Source organism: Bradyrhizobium sp. SHOUNA76, assembly GCF_023006445.1.
Lineage (GTDB): Bacteria > Pseudomonadota > Alphaproteobacteria > Rhizobiales > Xanthobacteraceae > Bradyrhizobium.
Genome location: NZ_JALBHA010000107.1, coordinates 1 through 15241 on the forward strand (window position 1 = coordinate 1; position 15241 = coordinate 15241).

Annotated in this window: 16 protein-coding genes and 1 pseudogene; 10 read left to right on the forward strand and 7 right to left on the reverse strand. The window is 64.1% G+C overall.

From position 1 onward, the window contains the following. The 3 genes from exbB to MOV74_RS14715 form a co-directional block, all read left to right on the forward strand. A partial coding sequence (exbB, locus tag MOV74_RS14705; RefSeq protein ID WP_246923161.1) for a tonB-system energizer ExbB occupies positions 1 to 778 on the forward strand: 778 nt, incomplete at its 5' end. Between the two features lie 3 nt (positions 779 to 781). Then, positions 782 to 1237, forward strand: coding sequence for a TonB system transport protein ExbD (gene exbD, locus MOV74_RS14710; protein WP_246923165.1), 456 nt, complete (start codon positions 782 to 784; stop codon positions 1235 to 1237). A gap of 11 nt (positions 1238 to 1248) precedes the next feature. After that, positions 1249 to 2067 (forward strand): TonB family protein, encoded by an 819-nt coding sequence (locus MOV74_RS14715; protein ID WP_246923169.1) that lies wholly within the window; start codon positions 1249 to 1251, stop codon positions 2065 to 2067. Here the strand turns inward: MOV74_RS14715 and MOV74_RS14720 are convergent. From MOV74_RS14720 to MOV74_RS14750, 7 genes are all read right to left on the reverse strand, one after another. Beyond that, positions 2055 to 2477: a hypothetical protein gene (locus MOV74_RS14720; protein ID WP_246923213.1), complete on the reverse strand. Its 423-nt coding sequence runs from the start codon at positions 2475 to 2477 to the stop codon at positions 2055 to 2057. The two genes, MOV74_RS14715 and MOV74_RS14720, sit on opposite strands and share 13 nt — an antisense overlap. 62 nt (positions 2478 to 2539) lie before the next feature. Continuing rightward, positions 2540 to 3220 carry a site-2 protease family protein gene (locus tag MOV74_RS14725; protein WP_246923174.1) on the reverse strand — a complete coding sequence of 227 codons (681 nt, stop codon included), beginning with the start codon at positions 3218 to 3220 and terminating at the stop codon, positions 2540 to 2542. Positions 3221 to 3370: 150 nt separating this feature from the next. Then, a complete protein-coding gene (locus MOV74_RS14730; protein WP_246923178.1) occupies positions 3371 to 3763 on the reverse strand; it encodes a GFA family protein in 393 nt (130 codons plus the stop codon). Between the two features lie 7 nt (positions 3764 to 3770). Further along, positions 3771 to 4517: an SDR family NAD(P)-dependent oxidoreductase gene (locus tag MOV74_RS14735; protein WP_246923181.1), complete on the reverse strand. Its 747-nt coding sequence runs from the start codon at positions 4515 to 4517 to the stop codon at positions 3771 to 3773. 18 nt (positions 4518 to 4535) lie between these two features. Further along, the gene (locus MOV74_RS14740) at positions 4536 to 5267 is read right to left on the reverse strand and encodes an SDR family oxidoreductase (protein WP_246923183.1); all 732 of its coding nucleotides are present in this window, start codon (positions 5265 to 5267) and stop codon (positions 4536 to 4538) included. 134 nt (positions 5268 to 5401) lie between these two features. After that, entirely contained in the window at positions 5402 to 7231 is a 1830-nt protein-coding gene (locus MOV74_RS14745) for an IlvD/Edd family dehydratase (RefSeq protein WP_246923186.1), read from the reverse strand. A 122-nt stretch (positions 7232 to 7353) separates the two neighbouring features. Continuing rightward, entirely contained in the window at positions 7354 to 8454 is a 1101-nt protein-coding gene (locus tag MOV74_RS14750) for a LacI family DNA-binding transcriptional regulator (RefSeq protein WP_246923188.1), read from the reverse strand. A 202-nt stretch (positions 8455 to 8656) separates the two neighbouring features. Between MOV74_RS14750 and MOV74_RS14755 the strand changes: the two genes are divergently transcribed. The 7 genes and pseudogenes from MOV74_RS14755 to MOV74_RS14785 all read left to right on the forward strand — a co-directional run. After that, positions 8657 to 9724, forward strand: a complete 1068-nt coding sequence (locus tag MOV74_RS14755) for an ABC transporter ATP-binding protein (protein ID WP_246923191.1) — start codon at positions 8657 to 8659, stop codon at positions 9722 to 9724. Between the two features lie 46 nt (positions 9725 to 9770). Beyond that, complete coding sequence (locus MOV74_RS14760) at positions 9771 to 11090, forward strand: ABC transporter substrate-binding protein (protein ID WP_246923196.1); 1320 nt, start codon at positions 9771 to 9773, stop codon at positions 11088 to 11090. Between the two features lie 100 nt (positions 11091 to 11190). Continuing rightward, the gene (locus MOV74_RS14765) at positions 11191 to 12108 is read left to right on the forward strand and encodes a carbohydrate ABC transporter permease (RefSeq protein WP_404979142.1); all 918 of its coding nucleotides are present in this window, start codon (positions 11191 to 11193) and stop codon (positions 12106 to 12108) included. Further along, on the forward strand, positions 12101 to 13024 hold the full coding sequence (locus MOV74_RS14770) for a carbohydrate ABC transporter permease (protein WP_246923204.1): 924 nt from the start codon (positions 12101 to 12103) through the stop codon (positions 13022 to 13024). The genes MOV74_RS14765 and MOV74_RS14770 overlap by 8 nt, the downstream gene beginning before the upstream one ends. Positions 13025 to 13092: 68 nt before the next feature. Further along, a complete protein-coding gene (gene denD, locus MOV74_RS14775) occupies positions 13093 to 14079 on the forward strand; it encodes a D-erythronate dehydrogenase (protein ID WP_246923208.1) in 987 nt (328 codons plus the stop codon). Between the two features lie 23 nt (positions 14080 to 14102). Beyond that, complete coding sequence (locus MOV74_RS14780) at positions 14103 to 15077, forward strand: sugar kinase (protein WP_246923215.1); 975 nt, start codon at positions 14103 to 14105, stop codon at positions 15075 to 15077. 18 nt (positions 15078 to 15095) lie between these two features. Continuing rightward, a pseudogene (locus tag MOV74_RS14785) lies at positions 15096 to 15241 on the forward strand (keto-hydroxyglutarate-aldolase/keto-deoxy-phosphogluconate aldolase); the annotation flags it as partial.

Below are 15241 nucleotides of genomic sequence, written 5' to 3' on the forward strand. Positions count from 1 at the left end.
AACCGCCCCGGCTGCTCCGACGGCGTCCCCCGCGGCCACCGTCTCGACGACCGCCAAGCCCGATGCGGCGGCCGCCATCGCGCCGGCGATGAAGGAACTGTCGCCCTGGGTCATGTTCATGTCGGCCGACGTCATCGTGAAGGCGGTGATGATCGGGCTCGCCTTCGCATCGCTGATGACCTGGACGGTCTTCATCGCCAAATCGATCGAACTGTCGGTCGCATCCACCAAGCTTCGTTCGGCGCTGAAGAAGATTTCGGAGACCCGCTCCCTCGCCGAAGCGCAGATGGCGCTCGGATCCAAGGAGGGGATTCTGCCGTCCTTCCTGGCGGCAGCGCTGCGTGAGGCGCGGATGTCGGCCGGCCTGTCCAGTGATGCCGGCATCAAGGAGCGCGCGGCCTCGAGCTTTTCCGAGATCGTGCGTGCCGAGGCACGACGCATCCGGATCGGCATGGGCGTGCTCGCGACGATCGGCTCGACGTCCCCCTTCGTCGGCCTGTTCGGCACGGTCTGGGGCATCATGAACAGCTTCATCGGCATCTCGAAGTCGCAGACCACGAACCTTGCTGTCGTTGCGCCCGGCATCGCCGAGGCGCTGCTCGCCACCGCGATCGGCCTCGTCGCCGCGATCCCCGCGGTCATCATCTACAACCACTTCTCGCGCGTGACGAAGGGCTATCTCGAGCTCGTCAGCCGCGCCTCGGGCGCCGCGGGCCGGCTGCTCTCGCGTGATCTCGACCGCAGCCACGGCAGCGTGCATTCGCGCGCAGCGGAGTGAACCATGGCCGTTTCGCTCGCAGACAACGATGACGACGACGATTTCTCGGAAACGCATGACATCAACGTCACGCCGTTCATCGACGTCATCCTGGTGCTGCTGATCATCTTCATGGTCGCAGCGCCGCTCTCGACCGTCGACCTGCCGATCGATCTGCCGACCTCGAGCGCGACGCCGCAGAAGAAGCCGGACAAGCCGACCTATCTCAGCATCAAGCCCGATCTGACGCTTGCCATCGGAGAGAACCCGGTCCACCGGGCCGAGCTGATCGGGACGCTCGACGGATTGTCCGACATGAGCAAGGACAAGTACGTCTTCCTGCGCGCCGACAAGTCGGTGCCGTATGGGGAGTTGATGGGCATCATGGAGCTCTTGCGCTCAGGCGGCTATACGCGGGTGAAACTGGTGGCGCTGGAAGGCGCTCCGGGTGCGCCTGCGGCAGGCGCCGCTCAGCCTTAAGAAGGCCCGCTATGTCGGACGAACTCAGACCATCCCGGAAGCTCTGGATCCTCGCGGCGGTGGCGGCGCTCGTGCTTCATCTGGGTGGCGCCGCGCTCGCGCTGGCGCACCTGCAAGCCGATGATGACGGCGACGGTCTGGGGGCAGCCGGCGCGGAGTTCGCGGTGGAAATGACTTCGCCTCCGGTTCAGGAGGCCAATCTGCCCCTCGCGCCGACAGAATCGGACGAGTCGGAAGAGCGCCCGGCACTGCCTGAGCAAAAGACCGAGACGAAGGAGACCGACCTTCCCCAGGATCGGCCGCAGCAAGTCGAGGATGCCGATCGTATCGTCACCGAGAACAAGCCGAAGAAGGAACAGGACGACGATCCGAAGGTGGCCGCGATTGAAACGCCGGCCATGGAGGCATCCCAGAAATCTGTTGCAGCGGATCGGCAGACTTTCGAAGACGCAACGCGCGAGGCCGAGAAGGCCATGGCGCCGGTGCTCGGCATCGGCAAAGACCTGCTGAAGCTAACGGCCGATTGGAACCGCAAGATCAGTGCGCATCTGGCGGCGCACAAGGTCAATCCGGAGGGCAAGGAGCCCAAGGACCAGACCGCCAAGGTGAGCTTCGCACTCAACCGCAGAGGGAACGTGGTTTCGGTCGATGTCGTCGAATCGTCCGGAGACGCGGCTTACGATGCCGCTGCGATCTCCATGGTCCACAAATCCGATCCTTTCCCGGTCCCGCCGACCGAGCTCACCGATGACCGGTTCGAGCGCACCGTCGAGATCAAGTTCAAGCCGCGGGAAGAGAAGAAGACGAAGAAGTCGGCTCAGCGCCAGTAGAGCCTGATGCCGACATAGACCACGACCAGGCAAGCGAAGATCAGCGCCACCGGCAGCGGCCGTTTCTGGGGGCCCGCGAATGCTGCCGCCCCGAAGGAAGTGGCCTTCTTCGGCTTCGGTGCCGGGCGGCGGAAGGCGGTAACATTGTCCGCGGCGGGCTCGGCCGCGCGTGGGCGGACGTCGGGCGGGGTTCCCGCCCCACCCATCTCGGCATAATAGGCCTTGTAGATCGCGCCGATGGTGGCCTCGGTGGCTTCACCCTCGCTCATTTGCGCCAGCAGGTTCTGGTAGCTCGCCAGGAACTCCTGGGCCTCCGGCGGCAGCGCGGACGAACCGTTGAGCTTGGCCATCATCTTCCAGGTGGCGAAATCGGCGCGGGCGCGGGTATCCGCGCGTCGCGCGATCAGCATATCGGCAGCTTTGACCAAGTCGGCCTCTGGCCCTTCGGCTTGTGTTCGGTGTCGCTGTTCAACTACGCGTTGCCGGTCAGGAAGAGAACAGCCTGAATCACATAACCGGTCAACGCTCGCAGTATTGCTGAAATAACATCAAGATTTAGACCGAACCGGGACCCCGCAAGCGGTAGCAGGATCAGGAGCGCGATCAGGATCAGCATTCCGAACGGCTCCAGCCGGGCCAGTGGCATGGCGAGGGGGCGGGGCAACAGCCCGACCGCGACGCGCCCGCCGTCGAGCGGCGGAATCGGCAGCATGTTGAACACCGCCAGGATCGCGTTGATCACGAGGGCATTCTTGAGATTGTCCGCGACCCATTTCGCCGAGCTCGCGGGCACCAGGGGCAGCGCATGGAAGGCGAGGGCGGCGACGAGCGCCAGCAGGATGTTGGTGGCGGGCCCGGCCAGCGCCACCCAGACCATGTCGAGCCTGGGGTTGTTGAGCTTGCGGAAATTCACCGGCACCGGCTTGGCATAGCCGAACAGGAACGGCGAATGCGCGAACAGCAGCATCGCCGGCAGGATCAGGGTGCCGAACGGATCGATGTGGCGGAGCGGATTGAAGCTGACGCGGCCGAGCTGCCAGGCCGTGTTGTCGCCGAGGCGATGCGCAACGAAGCCATGCGCGGCCTCGTGGAAGGTGATGGCGAGCAGTACGGGGAGCACCCACACCGACAGGTCATAGAAGGAAATGTTCACGGCTCGTCCGTCCCGGTTCGCTCGCGGCCTTGCAGCCGTTCCAGCCAAACCGGCGGTGCAGCGACGCTTCAGCTGAGCATAGGGTGGCCTGTTCCGAAATGCCACGCCGCAAATGATCCGCCCGCAGCACGCTGCCGTGCGATCGCGCAACTATGCCGGGATCGTCCCCGGATGTTGCGTCAGACCGTCGTCGAGCTTCAGCCAGTCGGGCTTTTCCGACACCCAGATGTGCTCGGTCGGCGCGAAGGCGTTGCGATCGTCGAAAACGGAGAGGGATACGCCTGCGAGCGTGCCATTACGCCGCCAGGCGAACAGCCGCGTGCCGCATTGCTTGCAGAACACGCGGTCGATGTTCTCGGAGGACGCGTAGCGGGCGGTGTCACCTTCGACGGTCAGCGCGCGCTGGTCGAACTGCGCCCTGGCGAAGAAGGGCGAGCCCATCGCCTTCTGGCAGGTGCGGCAATGGCAGACGCGGACGTTGAGCGGCTCGCCCTCAGCCTTGAACCGAACCGCGCCGCACAGGCATCCACCTTCCCGGATCATGGTGTCCTCAATAGGTTGCGCGTCCGCCCGAGATGTCGAACACCGCGCCGGTCGAGAACGCGCAGTCCTCCGACGCGAGCCAGCTCACCATCGCGGCCAGCTCTTCCACCAGCACGAAGCGCCCCTTCGGGATCTTCGACAGCATGAAGTCGATATGCTGCTGCGTCATCTGGTCGAAGATCGCCGTCTTCGCGGCCGCCGGTGTCACCGCATTGACGAGGATGTCGTGGGCGGCGAGCTCCTTGCCGAGCGATTTCGTCAGCGCGATCAGGCCGGCCTTGGAGGCCGAATAATGCGAGGCGTTCGGATTGCCTTCCTTGCCGGCGATCGAGGCGATGTTCACGATGCGCCCGTATTTCTGCTTGAGCATCGCGGGCACGATGGCCTTGCAGACGATGAAGGGGCCGTCGAGGTTGATGCGCAGAACCTTGCGCCATTCCTCGAGGTCAGTCTCCCAGACCGGCTTGTTGATTCCGGCGATGCCGGCATTGTTGACGAGGATGTCGATCTTGCCGAAGGCAGCCAGCGTCGCATCGCGGGCCTGCTCGACGGCTGCGGTGTCGGTGACGTCGACCTTGAACACGCGGACGCTATCGCCGATTTCCTTTGCGGTTTTCTCAGCCAGCGCCGCATCGAAATCCCATATCGCGACCTTGGCGCCGGAAGCAACGAAGCGCTCGGTAATGGCGCGGCCAAAACCCTGTGCGCCGCCGGTGACGATGGCGGCGCGGCCGTTGAGATCGATCTTGTTCATGCGATTGATCTCCCGGCGTCAGAGCATGTAACCGCCGTCGACGACGAGGTCGACGCCGGTGGTGAAGGCGCTCTCGTCGCTGCCGAGATAGACCGCCATGTTCGCGATTTCCTCGGCGGTGCCGAGCCGGCCCATCTTCTGGCGGGAGACGAACATCTCCTTGCCCTGCGGGCCTTGCGCGGCGGCGCGGTCGAGCATCGAGGGCGTCTCGACGGTGCCGGGGCAGATCGAGTTGCAGCGGATGCCCTTGGTGATGAAATCGAGCGCGACCGCGCGCGTCAGCAGCGACACCGCCGCCTTGGACGAGCTGTAGACGTAGCGGTTGGCCGGCGGCCGCAGCGCCGCGCAGGACGAGATGTTGACGATGCTGCCGCCGCCGCCCGCCAGCATCTCGGGCAGGAAAGCCCGGATGGTTCGGTGCATCGACTTGACGTTGAGGTCGAACGAGAAATCGAAATCCTCTTCCGAGCACTCCAGGATGGTGCCGTGGTGCACGAAACCTGCCGCATTGAGCAGGATGTCGATCTTGCCGATGCGCTTGGCAAAGGCGTTGACGTCGGCGGTATTGCGGACGTCGAGCTTTGCGACCTCGGCGATGCCTTCCTTGGTCAAGCCAGCGATGCCGGCTTCATTGATGTCGGTGGCAATGACGGTTGCGCCTTCACGCGCGAATGCGATGGCGCAGGCGCGGCCGATGCCGGCGGCTGCAGCCGTGATGACGGCGCGCTTTCCCTTGAGGCGGTCTGCCATTTTTGTTCTCCTTAAGATCGTTCCAATGCCAACCCCGCGCCATTGCGAGGAGACCTTGCGACGAAGCAATCCAGACTGTCTCCGCGGAGATATCTCTGGATTGCTTCGCTACGCTCGCAATGACGGTGTGGCTGCTAGTGATTGTCCCGCGCCACGCCGAACGTGCCGGCGACGTTCTGGTAGCGCGTGGCGAGCTCCATGCAGGCGCCGGTCGATTGCTGGCCGACGGTGTTGCGATAGATCTCCTGCCACGGCGTCTGGTTTTCGGGATGCTTGAAGCCGCCATTGGCCTTCAGCTCGGCGTGACGCTTCTTCAGCTCCTCGTCCGAGATCAGGATGTTGGCGCTGCCCTTGTTGAGGTCGACGCGGACCTTGTCGCCGGTCTTGAGGATCGCGAGGCCCCCGTTGGCGGCAGCCTCAGGCGAGGCGTTCAGGATCGAGGGCGATCCCGAGGTGCCGGACTGGCGGCCATCGCCGATGCAGGGCAGGGACAGGATGCCGCGTTTGATCAGCGCCGCGGGCGGCTGCATGTTCACGACCTCGGCGCCACCGGGATAGCCGATCGGCCCGGTGCCGCGGATGAACAGCACGCAGCGCTCGTCGATGTCGAGCGAGGGATCGTCGATCCGCTCGTGATAGTCCTCCGGCCCCTCGAACACGATGGCGCGGCCCTCGAAGGCGTTGAGGTCCTTCGGGTTGCTGAGATAGCGGTCGCGGAATTCCTTGGAGATCACCGAGGTCTTCATGATCGCGGAATCGAACAGGTTGCCCTTCAGCACCAGGAAGCCGGCGTCCTTCACCAGCGGCTTGTCGTAAGCCCAGATCACGTCGTTGTCGGGCTTTGGCGCATCCTTGCAGTTCTCGCCGATGCCGCGGCCGTTGACGGTGACCGCGTCTTCGTGGATGCGCTTGTGCTTCATCAATTCGCGCACCACCGCCGGCACACCGCCGGCGCGGTGGAATTCCTCGCCGAGATAGAAGCCGGCCGGCTGCATGTTGACCAGCAGCGGCACGTCGTGGCCGACTTTCTGCCAGTCCTCGATCGTGAGCTCGACGCCGATGTGACGGGCCAGCGCGTTGATGTGGATCGGCGCGTTGGTCGAGCCGCCGATCGCCGAATTGATCACGATGCAGTTCTCGAACGCCTTGCGGGTCAGGATGTCCGAAGGCTTGAGGTCTTCCCAGACCATCTCGACGGCGCGCTTGCCGGTCTCGTAGGCGATCTGGCCGCGCTCGCGGTAGGGAGCGGGGATCGCCGCGCAGCCCGGCAGCGAGAAGCCGAGCGCTTCAGCAAGCCCGTTCATGGTCGAAGCGGTGCCCATGGTGTTGCAATGGCCGACCGAGGGCGCCGAGGAGGCCACGATCTCCATGAACTCTTCATAGTCGATCTCGCCCGCGGCGAGCCGCTCGCGCGACTTCCAGACGATGGTGCCGGAGCCGGTGCGTTCGCCGGCATGCCAGCCGTTGAGCATCGGGCCGCCCGACAGCACGATCGCGGGCAGGTTCACGGTCGCCGCCGCCATCATGCAGGCCGGCGTGGTCTTGTCGCAGCCGGTGGTGAGCACGACGCCGTCGAGCGGATAACCGTAGAGGATCTCGACCAGGCCAAGATAGGCGAGGTTGCGGTCGAGCGCGGCGGTCGGGCGCTTGCCGGTCTCCTGGATCGGATGGGTCGGGAATTCCATCGCGATGCCGCCGGCCTCGCGGATGCCCTCGCGGACGCGATGGGCAAGCTCGATATGGTGGCGGTTGCAGGGAGAGAGGTCGTTGCCGGTCTGGGCGATCCCGATGATCGGCTTGCCGGACTGCAGCTCGGCGCGGGTGAGGCCGTAATTGAGGTAGCGCTCCATGTAGAGCGCCGTCATGCCCGGATTATGCGGGTTGTTGAACCATTCCTGCGAGCGAAGGTGGCGTCGAGAGCCGTTGCCGGCGGGCGCATGCCCATTGGTTGGTTTTTTTGTCATTGGTTTCTCCTGCAATGCAAACGCACCGGCGTCCGTCCTAGGGTGTCGGCTTGTGCGATGCCCAATGGCGCCAATGACGGATCGCTGGCCCGCTGGCGGGTCGTTTCCTCACAAATGCGATACTAGTCATGGCCACTTGGTAACGCTACCATTTTGTTCGCCGCACCCGCGCCTGAAACGGCTGGCCTGCTCTCCGAATGACGCGGCGACGAGCTTTGCCGCTCGATGACCTTGAAGCCGAGATCGAGCACCGGCTGCTCCGGGCGCCGCCCGTCGATCGCCTCGATCAGCATGGTGGCGGCCGTCTTGCCCATCTCGTAGCGGTTGGTACGCACGCTGGTGAGGGTGGGGACGGCGGACGCCATGAATTCGAGGTCGTTGAAGCCGACGATCGCGATCTGGTCGGGGACCGTTATCTCGCGGCGCCGGCATTCGAACAGAACGCCGAGCGCGAGGTCGTCATTGGCGCAGAACACTGCATCGAGGTCGGGCTCTCGCGCCAGCAGATCGGTGAACAGGGCGCCGCCGAGCGTCACCGAGGTCGGCGTCGCGGTCGTGACGACCAGGCGCTGCTCGAACAATGCGGTGTCTTTCATGGCCGAGACATATCCGTCCAGCCGCCGTTGCACCCGCGGATCCATGCGGGCGCCGACGAAGCCGATCCTGCGGTGGCCTTGTTCGAACAGGTGCGCAACCGCTGCGCGGGCTGCATCATAGTGCGAAAAGCCGATCATCATGTCGACCGGGTCGGGGCCGATCTCCATGATCTGCACGATCGGGCAGTCGGCGGCCTCCAGCATGGCGCGCGATTCCGCGGTCTGGTCGATGCCGGTGACGATCAATCCGGCCGGCTTCTGCGCCAGAAACAGACGCAGCAGCTTCTCCTCCTGGAGAATGCTGTAGCGTGTGTTGGACAACTGGATCGAGTAACGGTTGCCTTCGGACGCATCGTAGATGCCGCGCAGCACGTCCGAGAACACGTTGTTAGTGAGAGAGGGAATCAGGACACCGATGACCTCGGTGCGTTGCGAGGCCAACGCGCGTGCCGCAAGGTTCGGGACATAGCCGAGCTCCTTGGCCGCGCTCTCGACCCGCGTCCGCTTGGCGATCGACAGGGCCTCCGGATTCCGAAAGAAGCGGGACGCTGTAATGGGGCTGACGCCGGCAAGCTCGGCGACTTCCGCCAGCCGGATTTTGCCTGACTTGGTGCGTTTTCGACCCATTTGCTGCTCATAACACAGTCGGTCCGGCAAACAAAGGAACGTTGACAGCGCTACCAGCAGCGACTAACCAAAGACAAATTGCCAAAACCGCACAAACTGCCGACAATATAGCCCGCTAAAGTCGGGCCTTGGTTCGGCGAAGTCTGAAAAACAAGACGGTCGCGGCGCTAGAGGCGTCGTGGACTTTCGAGGAGGGAGCTAGATGTCGTCTGTGCAAATCCGCGACGTGCGGAAATCGTTCGGCAATTTTGAAGTCCTGCACGGCGTGACTGTACCGATCGAGGACGGCCAGTTCGTCGTTCTGGTCGGCCCCTCCGGCTGCGGCAAGTCGACGCTTCTGCGCATGCTCGCGGGTCTCGAGAACATCACCTCCGGCACGATCTCGATCGGCGACCGCGTCGTCAACAATGTCCAGCCCAAGGAGCGGGACATTGCGATGGTGTTCCAGAACTACGCGCTCTATCCGCACATGACGGTCGCCGACAATATGGGCTTCTCGCTGAAGCTGCGAAATGCCGGCTCCGACGAGATCAACAAGCGCGTCAAGCGCGCCGCCGAGATCCTCGCGCTGTCGCCACTGCTCGATCGCTACCCGCGCCAGCTCTCGGGCGGTCAGCGCCAGCGCGTCGCGATGGGCCGCGCCATCGTGCGCGACCCGCAGGTCTTCCTGTTCGACGAGCCCTTGTCCAACCTCGACGCCAAGCTCCGCGTCGCCATGCGCACCGAGATCAAGGAGCTGCACCAGCGGCTGAAGACGACCACCGTCTACGTCACCCACGATCAGATCGAAGCCATGACCATGGCCGACAAGATCGTCGTCATGCATGACGGCATCGTCGAGCAGATGGGCACGCCGCTCGAGCTCTACGACAAGCCGGACAACCAGTTCGTCGCCGGCTTCATCGGCTCGCCCGCGATGAATTTCCTGAAGGGGCATGTGCGCGTCAACGGCGTCGCGACCTTCGAGGGGCCGAACGGCGTCAAGCTGCCGCTCAAGACCGCGCCCGCGGCGTCCGACGGCCTTCCCGCCGTCTACGGCGTGCGGCCCGAGCATTTCACCATCGCCGACGACGGCGCCGAGGCCGAGATCGTCGTGGTTGAGCCGACCGGCTCGGAGACGCAAGTGTTCGCCAAGATCGGCGGCGAGCAGGTCGTCGCGGTCTTCCGCGAACGCCACCAGTTCAATCCGGGCGACAAGGTCCGGCTGAAGCCGGACCCGTCACTGGTGCACTTGTTCGACGAGGCGACGGGAAAGCGCCTGAACGCGTAGCGTAAGTTTAAGTTAAGACAATAAAAAGCATCACAGGGAGGACGACATGCAAGACTTTACCCGCCGGACTCTGCTTCAGGGCGGAACGGCACTGGCTGCAACCGGCATGCTCACCGGGCCGGCACTGTTCGATTTCGCGAAGGCCTGGGCGCAGAGCGCGCCCTGGAAGGCGGAGCCCGGCGCCAAGCTGACCGTGATGCGATGGAAGCGTTTCGTGCCGGCAGAGGACGATGCGTTCAACGCGATGGTCGCGGCGTTCAAGGCTGCCACCGGCACCGAGATGAACGTGTTCAGCGAATCCTTCGAGGACGTGCAGCCGAAGGCCTCGGTTGCGGCCAATACCGGCTCCGGGCTCGATCTCGCCTGGGGCTTGCATACGCTGCCGCAGCTGTTCCCCACCAAAGTGCTGAAGATGAACGACGTCGCCGATTATCTCGGCAACAAATATGGCGGCTGGACCGATGCGGCCGCCAAGACCTGCAAGCAGGGCAACGACTGGCTCGGCATCCCCGTCGCAACCAACGGCGGCTACATGACGTACCGCAAGTCGGCGCTCGACAAGGCGGGGTTCAAGGAATTCCCGAAGGATTTCCCCGGCTTCCTTGAGATGTGCAAGGCGCTGAAGGCGAACAACACGCCGGCCGGCTTCGCTCTCGGGCATGCCTCGGGCGACGGCAATTCGTGGCTGCACTGGGTGCTGTGGGGACACGGTGCCTACACCGTCGACCAGAACGACAAGATCATCATCAATTCGCCGGAGACGGCGAAGGCGCTGGAATATTGCAAGTCGCTGTACGAGGCCTTCATCCCGGGCACGGCGTCCTGGAACGATTCCTCCAACAACAAGGCGTTCCTCGCCGGCGAGCTCTACTGCACGGCCAACGGCATCTCGATCTACGTCGCCGCCAAGACCGATGCGAGCAAGAAGGAGCTGGCCGAGGACACCTATCACGCGCTCTGGCCGGTCGGACCGGTCGGCAAGCCGACCGAGTTGCAGCTTGCGCTGCCGATCCTCGCCTTCAACTTCACCAAATATCCGAACGCGGCGAAGGCCTTCGTCGCCTTCATGCTGGAGAAGGAGAACTACGAGAAGTGGCTGGACGGCGCGCAGGGCTACCTGACGCAGACCTTGAACGGCTATGAGTCGGCGCCGATCTGGAAGGCCGATCCCAAGAATGCCGTGTTCTCGCAGGCCTCCAAGCGCACGCTGCCGGCGGCCGGTATCGGTTCGGTCGGCGAAAAGGCGGCAACGGCAATCGCCGACTTCATCGTCGTCGACATGTTCGCCAACTACTGCACCGGCACCAAGGATGCGAAGGGCGCGATGGCGGAAGCCGAGCGTCAGCTGAAGCGCATCTATCGCTGAGAGTCACGGAGCGGGCGGCAGTCTCGCCGCCCGCTCGTCAACATTTCGATCAGGGATATCGGGCATGGCTGATGTCGCAATTCCCCGGGCCAAGCCTCAAATGAGCGAGGACACCGCCTGGACCCAGCTCAAACACAATCGCAACTGGCTCGGCTTCTGGTTCATGGTGCCGGCCATGGCGTTCCTGATCTTCTTCCTGGCCTATCCGCTGGGGCTCGGGATCTGGCTGTCCTTCACGGACACCCGCATCGGCAGGGTCGGGCACTTCGTCGCTACCGAGAACTATGAGTGGTTGTGGGACGACTCCATCTTTTGGCTGTCGGTGTTCAACACGCTGCTCTACACCTTCGTCGCCAGCGCCCTCAAATTCGCGATCGGGCTCTATCTCGCGCTGCTGCTGAACGAGAACATGCCGTTCAAGGCTATGCTGCGCGCGATGGTGCTCATCCCCTTCATCGTGCCGACGGTGCTCTCGGCATTGGCGTTCTGGTGGATCTTCGACTCGCAATTCTCCATCATCTCCTGGTCGCTGAAGCATCTCGGTGTGATCAATCAAAACATCAACTTCCTCGGCGATACGACCTGGGCGCGCATTTGCGTGATCTTCGCCAATATCTGGCGCGGCGTGCCTTTCGTCGCGATCACGCTGCTCGCGGGCCTGCAGACGGTGTCGCCGTCGCTCTATGAGGCCGCAACGCTCGACGGCGCCACGCGCTGGCAGAATTTCCGGTTCATCACCTATCCGCTGCTGACGCCCATCATCGCCGTCGTGATGACCTTCTCGGTGCTGTTCACCTTCACCGACTTCCAGCTGATCTGGGCGATGACGCGCGGCGGCCCCGTCAACGCCACCCATCTGATGGCGACGCTGTCCTACCAGCGCGCGATCATCGCCGGGCAACTCGGCGAGGGCGCGGCGATCTCGAGCGCCATGATTCCATTCCTGCTCGCGGCGATCATGGTATCCTGGTTCGGCCTGCAGCGTCGCAAGTGGCAACAGGGAGAGAACAATGACTGATCTTCCTGCCTCGAAAGTCGATCTCAAGGCCGTCATATCGGCGCCCGCGCGCGTCGATAACAGCGAGGGCATGAGCTATCTGCAGTCGGTGCCGCGCCGGATGGTGACGCTGTACCTGCCGCTCGCGATCATCGTCGTGGTGCTCTTGTTTCCGTTCTACTGGATGGCGCTGACCTCGGTGAAGCCCGACGATCAGTTGCTCGATCTCGACAGGTTCAACCCGTTCTGGACCTGGAATCCGACCTTCAAGCATTTCCACAAGCTGCTGTTCGAAAGCTACTATCCGTACTGGCTCTGGAACACGATGTACGTGGCGGTCTGCGCCACGGTGCTGTCGATCATCGCATCGGTATTAGCCGCCTACGCCATCGTGCGATTGCGCTACAAGGGCGCCAATCTCGTCGGCGGGCTGATCTTCCTTGCCTATCTCGTGCCGCCCTCGATCCTGTTCATTCCGCTCGCCACCGTCGTGTTTCAGTACGGCCTGTTCGACTCGCCGCTGGCGCTGATCCTGACCTATCCGACCATCCTGATCCCGTTCTCGACCTGGCTGCTGATGGGCTATTTCAAGACCATCCCGTTCGAGCTCGAGGAATGCGCGCTGATCGACGGGGCGAGTCGCTGGCAGATCCTGATCAAGATCGTTTTGCCGCTGGCAATCCCCGGCCTGATCTCGGCCTTCATCTTCTGCTTCACGCTGTGCTGGAACGAGTTCATCTACGCGTTGACGTTCCTGCAGTCGACCAGCAACAAGACGGTGCCGGTCGCGATCGTCAACGAGTTCGTGGATGGTGACATCTACCGCTGGGGTTCGCTGATGGCGGGAGCTCTGGCCGGCTCGCTGCCGCTCGTCATCCTTTACGCCTTCTTCGTGGAGCATTATGTGTCCGCGATGACCGGCGCCGTGAAGGAGTGATCGCGGGGGTCTGCCACGGGAGCGCGCCGGAGGCTGCGCGTTCCGGCCAATAAAAGGGAGTTAAGCTCTTGCACGTTCTGGTCCTGGGCGCCGCCGGCATGGTCGGCCGCAAATTGTGTGAACGGCTGTTGCGCGACGGCCGGCTCGGCAAGAGCGACATCACGAAACTGACCATGCACGACGTGGTCGAGCCGAAGAAGCCGGAGAAGGCTGGTTTCCCCGTCGAGACGGTGTCGGGCGATTTCGCCGTGCCGGGCGCTGCCGAAAAGCTGATCGCCGGCCGCCCGGACGTGATCTTCCATCTGGCCGCCATCGTCTCCGGCGAAGCCGAGCTCGATTTCGACAAGGGCTACCGCATCAATCTCGACGGCACCCGGATGCTGCTCGATGCCGTCCGGCTCGTTGGCGGCGGCTACAAGCCGCGCGTGGTCTTCACGTCCTCGATCGCGGTGTTCGGCGCGCCTTTCCCGGATGCGATCGGCGACGAGTTCTTCCATACGCCGCTGCTCAGCTACGGCACCCAGAAGGCGATCGGCGAACTCCTGCTGGCCGACTATTCGCGCCGCGGCTTCCTCGACGGCATCGGTATCCGCCTGCCGACCATCTGCATCCGGCCCGGCCTGCCCAACAAGGCGGCATCCGGCTTCTTCTCCAACATCCTGCGCGAACCTCTGGCGGGCAAGGAAGCGGTTCTTCCCGTCTCCGAGGACGTTCGTCACTGGCACGCCACACCGCGCTCCGCGGTGGGCTTCCTGCTCCACGCCGGCACCATGGACCTTGCCGCGGTCGGCCCGCGCCGCAATCTGACCATGCCGGGCCTGTCGGCGACGGTCGGCGAGCAGATCGCCGCGTTGAAGCGGGTTGCGGGTGAGAAGGTCGCCGCGCGCATCAAGCGCGAGCCCGATCCCTTCATCGTCGGCATCGTCGGCGGCTGGCCGCGCAATTTCAACGCAAAGCGGTCGCTCGAGCTCGGCTTCACCACGGCCGAGAAGACCTTCGACGACATCATCCGCATTCACATCGAAGACGAGCTCGGCGGCAACTTCGTCGCCTGATCCCTGACTGAGCGGGTCACATGATGGCGAGCGTTGCTTGCATCGGCGAATGCATGGTCGAGCTCCGGCAGGCCCAGGGCGGCGCGTCTGCCGGGCAGGGGCAGGGCGGCGGCCTGTATTCGCGCGGCTTCGGCGGCGACACGCTCAACACCGCGGTGTACCTCGCGCGGCTCGAGGCCAAGGTCGACTATCTCACGGCGCTCGGCGATGACGGTCTCAGCGATGAAATGATCGCGGCCTGGAATGCCGAGGGTGTCGGCACGAGGCGCGTCGTGCGGCTGGCGGGCAAGCTGCCCGGCCTCTACATGATCCAGACGGATGCGAAGGGCGAGCGCCAGTTCTTTCACTGGCGCGACAGCGCGGCGGCGCGCCAGCTGATGAATCTGCCGGAAACCGATGAGCTGCTCAACTCGCTGATGAGCTACGACATCGTCTATCTCTCCGCGATCACGCTCTCGATCTACGATGCTTCGGGGCGCGAGCGCCTGTTCACGGCGATCAAGCGCGCGCGCCTGCTCGGGACCCGCTTCGTGTTCGACACCAATTTCCGCGCGCGGGGGTGGCCGGACCGCGATGTCGCGCGCGAGGTGTTTGCTGCGGCGTTTGCGGCTGCCGACATCGTGCTGACCTCGACCGAGGACCTGCTCGCGCTGTATCCTGGCGAGAGCCACGAGCAATTGATGGCGCGCATCCCCACGCCCGAACTGGTGTTCCGGCTGGCCGAGCCGGTGAGCCTCTTGCGCTTTCCCGGTGGCACCCACGAGGTTCGCGCCGAACCCATGACAAAACCCGTCGTTGACACCACGGCGGCCGGCGACAGCTTTGCCGCGGCCTATATCGCGGCCCGGCTCGGCGGCTCGGATCCGGTGGAGGCGGCCCAGGCCGGGCATCGTCTCGCCAGCCTCGTGATCTGCTATCCCGGCGCCATCATTCCGGGCTATGCCATGCCGCCGAAGAAGCGGCACCGGCCGGTGGCCACGCGCCAAGCGACCAAGTAAAACGAAAAGATCCACGAGATGCCCACGACTGCCCAACAGAACCACCTCGTCGCGCTGTTCAGGGATGCGACCGTCATTCCCGTCCTCACCATCGAGCGCATCCAGGATGCCGTGCCGCTGGCGCGTGCGCTGGTCGCCGGCGGCGTCCGCACGCTGGAGGTGAC